At 73.5% G+C, this 4889-nt stretch carries 1 protein-coding gene; it reads right to left on the minus strand.

What is annotated here, in order from left to right:
- On the minus strand, positions 1-4865 hold a 4865-nt coding region (locus T328_RS35865; RefSeq protein WP_496500461.1), incomplete at its 3' end, for an SDR family NAD(P)-dependent oxidoreductase.
- Between the last annotated feature and the right edge of the window lie 24 nt (positions 4866-4889).

Here is a 4889-nt window from a genome sequence, read left to right on the forward strand (position 1 = left end):
AGCGCTTCGGCGAAGACGGGGTAGGTGTCGTACAGTTCGGCGCCCATGCCGGGGCGTTGTGCGCCCTGACCGGTGAACAGCACCGCCAGCTTGCCCGCCCGGTACCGCCCGGCCACCGCCCGATCCGCACCCTCACCACGCGCGACCGCATCCAGAGCGTCGAGCAGCTCGGCGCGGTCCGTACCGAAGACCACCGCCCGGTGATCCAGCACCGCACGCGAACGCACCAACGAGGCCGCCACCGCGTGCACGTCGGTCTCAGGGCGCTCCCCCAGCCACGCCCGCAACCGCCCCGCCTGCGCGGCCAGCGCCTCCGCCGTGTGCCCCGACAGCGGCCACACCACCGGCCCGGCCGGCACCGGCGACGTACCGGTCGCGACGACCGGCGCCTCTTCAGGCTCGACGTCACGCTCCAGGATCATGTGTACGTTCGTGCCGCTGATCCCGAACGACGAGACACCGGCCCGGCGCGGCCCGGCCGTCTCCGGCCACGTGACGTGGTCGGTGAGGAGACGCACCGAGCCGGCGGACCAGTCGATGTGCGGCGAGGGCTCGTCCACGTGCAGTGTCTTGGGCAGGACGCCCTCCTGGAGCGCCATGACCATCTTGATGATGCTGGCCACTCCGGCGGCGGCCTGGCTGTGCCCGATGTTGGACTTCACGGAGCCCAGCCACAGCGGCGCGTCGTCCGCCCGCTCCTGGCCGTACGTCGCCAGCAGCGCCTGCGCCTCGATCGGGTCGCCCAGCGTCGTGCCCGTCCCGTGCGCCTCTACCGCATCGACGTCTGATGTGGACAGACCCGCATTGGCCAGGGCCTGCCGGATCACCCGCTGCTGCGAGGGACCGTTCGGCGCCGTCAGCCCGTTGGACGCACCGTCCTGGTTCACCGCAGACCCGCGCACCACGGCCAGCACCTCGTGCCCGTTCCGCCGCGCGTCCGAGAGCCGCTCGACGAGCAGCAGCCCCACACCCTCCGCCCAGCCGGTCCCGTCGGCCCCGCCCGCGAACGCCTTGCAGCGCCCGTCCGGCGCCAGCCCGCGCTGCCGGCTGAACTCCACGAACAGGTCCGGGCTCGCCATGAGCGACACCCCTCCCGTCAGCGCGAGGTCGCACTCGCCCTGCCGGAGCGACTGGCACGCCAGGTGCAGCGCCACCAGCGACGACGAACACGCCGTGTCCACCGTCACCGCCGGCCCCTCAAGGCCGAAGGTGTACGCCACCCGACCCGACGCCACACTCGGCGCCGTACCGATGCGCCGATAGCCCTCGAACTCCTCCGGAACGGAGGAAAGTCGGCTCAGATAGTCGTGGTTGACCACGCCGGTGAACACACCCGTGCCCGTACCGCGCATCGACTGCGGGTCGATGCCCGCGCGCTCGAACGCCTCCCAGGCCGTCTCCAGCAGCAGCCGCTGCTGCGGGTCGGTGGCCAGCGCCTCGCGCGGGCTCATGTGGAACAGCTCGGCGTCGAAGTCGGCGGCCTCGTGCAGGAACGCCCCCTTGCGGACGTACGAGGTCCCCGGGTGGTCCGGGTCCGGGTGGTACAGCGACTCCACGTCCCAGCCGCGGTTGACGGGGAAGTCGCCGACCGCGTCGCCACCGTCGAGCAGCAGCCGCCACAGGTCCTCCGGCGAGTGGACCTCGCCCGGGAAGCGGCAGGCCATGGCCACGATGGCGACCGGCTCGTCGTCCACCACCCGCGCCGTCGCCGTAGCCCGCTGCGGCGCGGCGCCGGTGAGGTGCAGGGTCTCGCGCAGGTGATCCGCGAGGGCGTGGGGCGTCGGGTAGTCGAACACGACGGTCGTCTCCAGCGCCACGCCCAGCGCCGTGGCGAGGCGGTTGCGCAGTTCGACGGCCGTGAGGGAGGCGAAGCCCAACTCGCGGAAGGGCCGCTGCGGATCCAGCGAAGCGCTGCTCGCGTGCCCCAGGGCGACGGCCGCGTGGGAGACGACGAGGCCGAGCAGCCGCTCCCGCTGCTCCGACTCCGACAGCCCGCGCAACTGCTCCGCGAAGCCGCCCCCCGCGCCCGCGCCCGCTCCCGCGGCGCGCCGCCGGCGGGCGAGCCCGTGCAGCACCGGCGGGGCGACGTCCGGGTCGATGGCGGCGGTGTTGAGGGCGATGGGCAGGAGGTGGGGGCGGGCGGCGGCGACGCCGGCGTCGAGGAGGACGAGGCCCTGTTCGGTGGTGAGCGGCGTGAGGCCGCTGCGGGCCAGGCGGGCGACATCGGCGTCGTCGAGCCGGCCGGTCAGGGCACTGGTCTCGGCCCACAGGCCCCACCCAAGCGACGTGGCGGGCAGCCCGCGGCGGTGACGGAGGGCGGCGAGGGAATCGAGGAAGGTGTTGGCGGTCGCGTAGTTGGCCTGGCCGGGCGCGCCGAAGGTCGCGGCGGCCGAAGAGAAGAGGACGAAGGCGTCCAGCTCCACGTGCTCGGTGAGTTCGTGGAGGTGCCAGGCGGCGTCGACCTTCGGCTTCAGGACGGTGGTGAGGTGGTCGGGGGTGAGGTTGGGGAGGGTGGCGTCGGCGAGGGTGCCGGCGGTGTGGAAGACGGCGGTCAGCGGGTGGTCGCCAGGGACCGTGTCGAGGAGCGCGGCGAGTTCGTCGCGGTCGGCGGCGTCGCAGGCGGCGATGCGTACGTCGGCGCCCAGGGCCGTGAGTTCCTCGTGCAGCTCGGTGGCTCCGGCCGCGTCCGGGCCGGAGCGGCTGGTGAGCAGTAGGTGCCGGATCCCGTGCGCGGTGACCAGGTGGCGGGCGGTGTGGGCGCCGAGGGTGCCCGTACCGCCGGTGATCAGGACCGTGCCCTCGGCGTTGAGGGTGAGCCCGTGTTCGGTCGGCGTGTGCCGGGTGAGCCGGGGGGCGTACGCGGTGCCTTCGCGCAGGGCGAGTTGGGGCTCGTCCAGCGTCAGTACGGCGGGCAGGGCGTCCCGGCTGTCCTGGTGCCCGTCGACGTCGACGAGGACGATGCGGCCGGGGTTCTCGCTCTGGGCGCTGCGGACCAGCCCCCACAGGGGGGCGTGGACCAGATCGGCGACGTCCTCGTCGGCGGCGGTGGCGACGGCCCGCCGGGTGACCACGACGACACGGCGATCCGCGTTCGTCTCGTCCGCAAGCCACTCCTGTACGTGCCGGAGAGCCTGCCCGGCGACGTGGTGGACCTGGGCCGGCAGCGGGCCGTCCGGGTCCGCGGGCGCCAGGGCCAACTGGGGCGCCGACGGCGGTACATCGTCCGCAGCCGCCCCCAGCGGGAGAACGTCCCACGTCGGGGAGACGGCGTCGACGGCACGCGGCCGGGAGGCGGGTGACCACTCCACGGCGAAGAGGCGGTTGCGGACACCGGTATCGGCGGTCGTCAACTGAGCCGTGTCGACGTCACCGAGCGCGACGCTCTCGACCTCCGCGACCGCACGCCCCGCGGCGTCGGCTAGCAGCAGGGACGCCGTACCCGGCCCGGTCGGGCGGAGCCGGACGCGCAGGGACGTGGCGTCGGCGGCGTGCAGGCTGATGCCCCGCCAGCTCAGCGGCAGCCGCACGCCGTCGCGGCCGGCGGGCCGCGGAGCGGCACCGAAGACCTGGACGGCGGCCTCCAGCAGGGCGGGGTGCAGCCCGTACCCCTGCGGCTCGGTGTCGGCGTCCAGACGGACTTCGGCGTACAGGTCCTCGCCCGCGCGCCACGCCGCCGTCAACCCCTGGAAGGCGGGCCCGTACTCGATGCCCCGCGCGGCCAGTTCGGCGTAGACCTCGGAGACCGTGAGCTGCTGCGCGTCGGCGGGCGGCCAGGCGGTGAGATCGGCGGCGGGAACGGGGACGGCGGGGGTCAGCGAACCGGTCGCGTACAGGACCCACGGCTCGTCGGCGTCCTCGCGCGCGTGCACGGTGACGCGGCGCTCCGGGGTGTCCGGCAGAGGGGCCGTCATCACCTGGAGCTGAACGCCGCGCTGCTCGGCAAGCGGCAGCGGGCGGTGGACCTCCAGGGCGGAAAGGTGCTGGTGGCCCGTGTGATAACCCGCGTGCAGGGCGAGGTCTACGAACGCCCCCACCGGGAGGACGACCGTTCCGCCGATCTGAAGGTCGGCGAGCCAGGGGTGGGTACGGAGGCTGAGGCTGCCGGTGAAGACGGTGGACCGGCTGTTGTCGTCGGCGAGTTGGATGCTCGCGCCGAGGAGGGCGTGGTCGGCGCCCTGGAGGCCGAGGGTGGCAGGGTCACCGTCGGCGGTGGGGACGTCGAGCCAGAAGCGCTGGTGTTGGAAGGGGTAGGTGGGGAGGTCGGCCAGGGGGGTTGGTGTGGTGTGCCAGTCGACGGCCACGCCGTGGGTGTGGAGGTGGGCGAGGGCGAGGTGGAGTTGGGTGGGGGAGTCCTCGTGGCGCCGGAGGGTGCCGGTGACCGTCAGCGCCGCTTCGGCGTCGGCGTCGGTGTCGGTGATGGCGGTGGTGAGGGTGGGGTGGGGGCTTGTTTCGACGTAGGTGGTGTGGCCGGTGTCGATGAGGTGGGTGAGGGTGTCGTGGAAGCGGACGGTTTCGCGGAGGTTGGTGTACCAGTAGTCGGCGGTCAGGCCGGTGGTGTCGAACTCCTCACCGGTGACGGTCGAGTAGAACGGGACCGACGCCTCGACCGGCTCCAGCCCCGCCAGCGCATCCAGAAGCGTCTCGCGGAGCGCGGTGACGTGCGGCCCGTGGGAGGCGTAGTCGACGGGCAGCAGCCGGTTCCGTACGCCTGCCTGTTCGCACTGGACGAGGTAGGCGGTTACCGCGTCGGTGTCACCGGAAACCACGGTGGCGGTGGGGCTGTTGACCACCGCCACCGACAACTTCCCGTCCCAGGCGGCGATTTCCTCGGCGACCTGGGTGTGCGGAAGCGCGACGGAAGCCATCGCCCCCTGGCCCGACAGGGCACG

It is taken from the genome of Streptomyces sp. CNX435, from assembly GCF_059570575.1.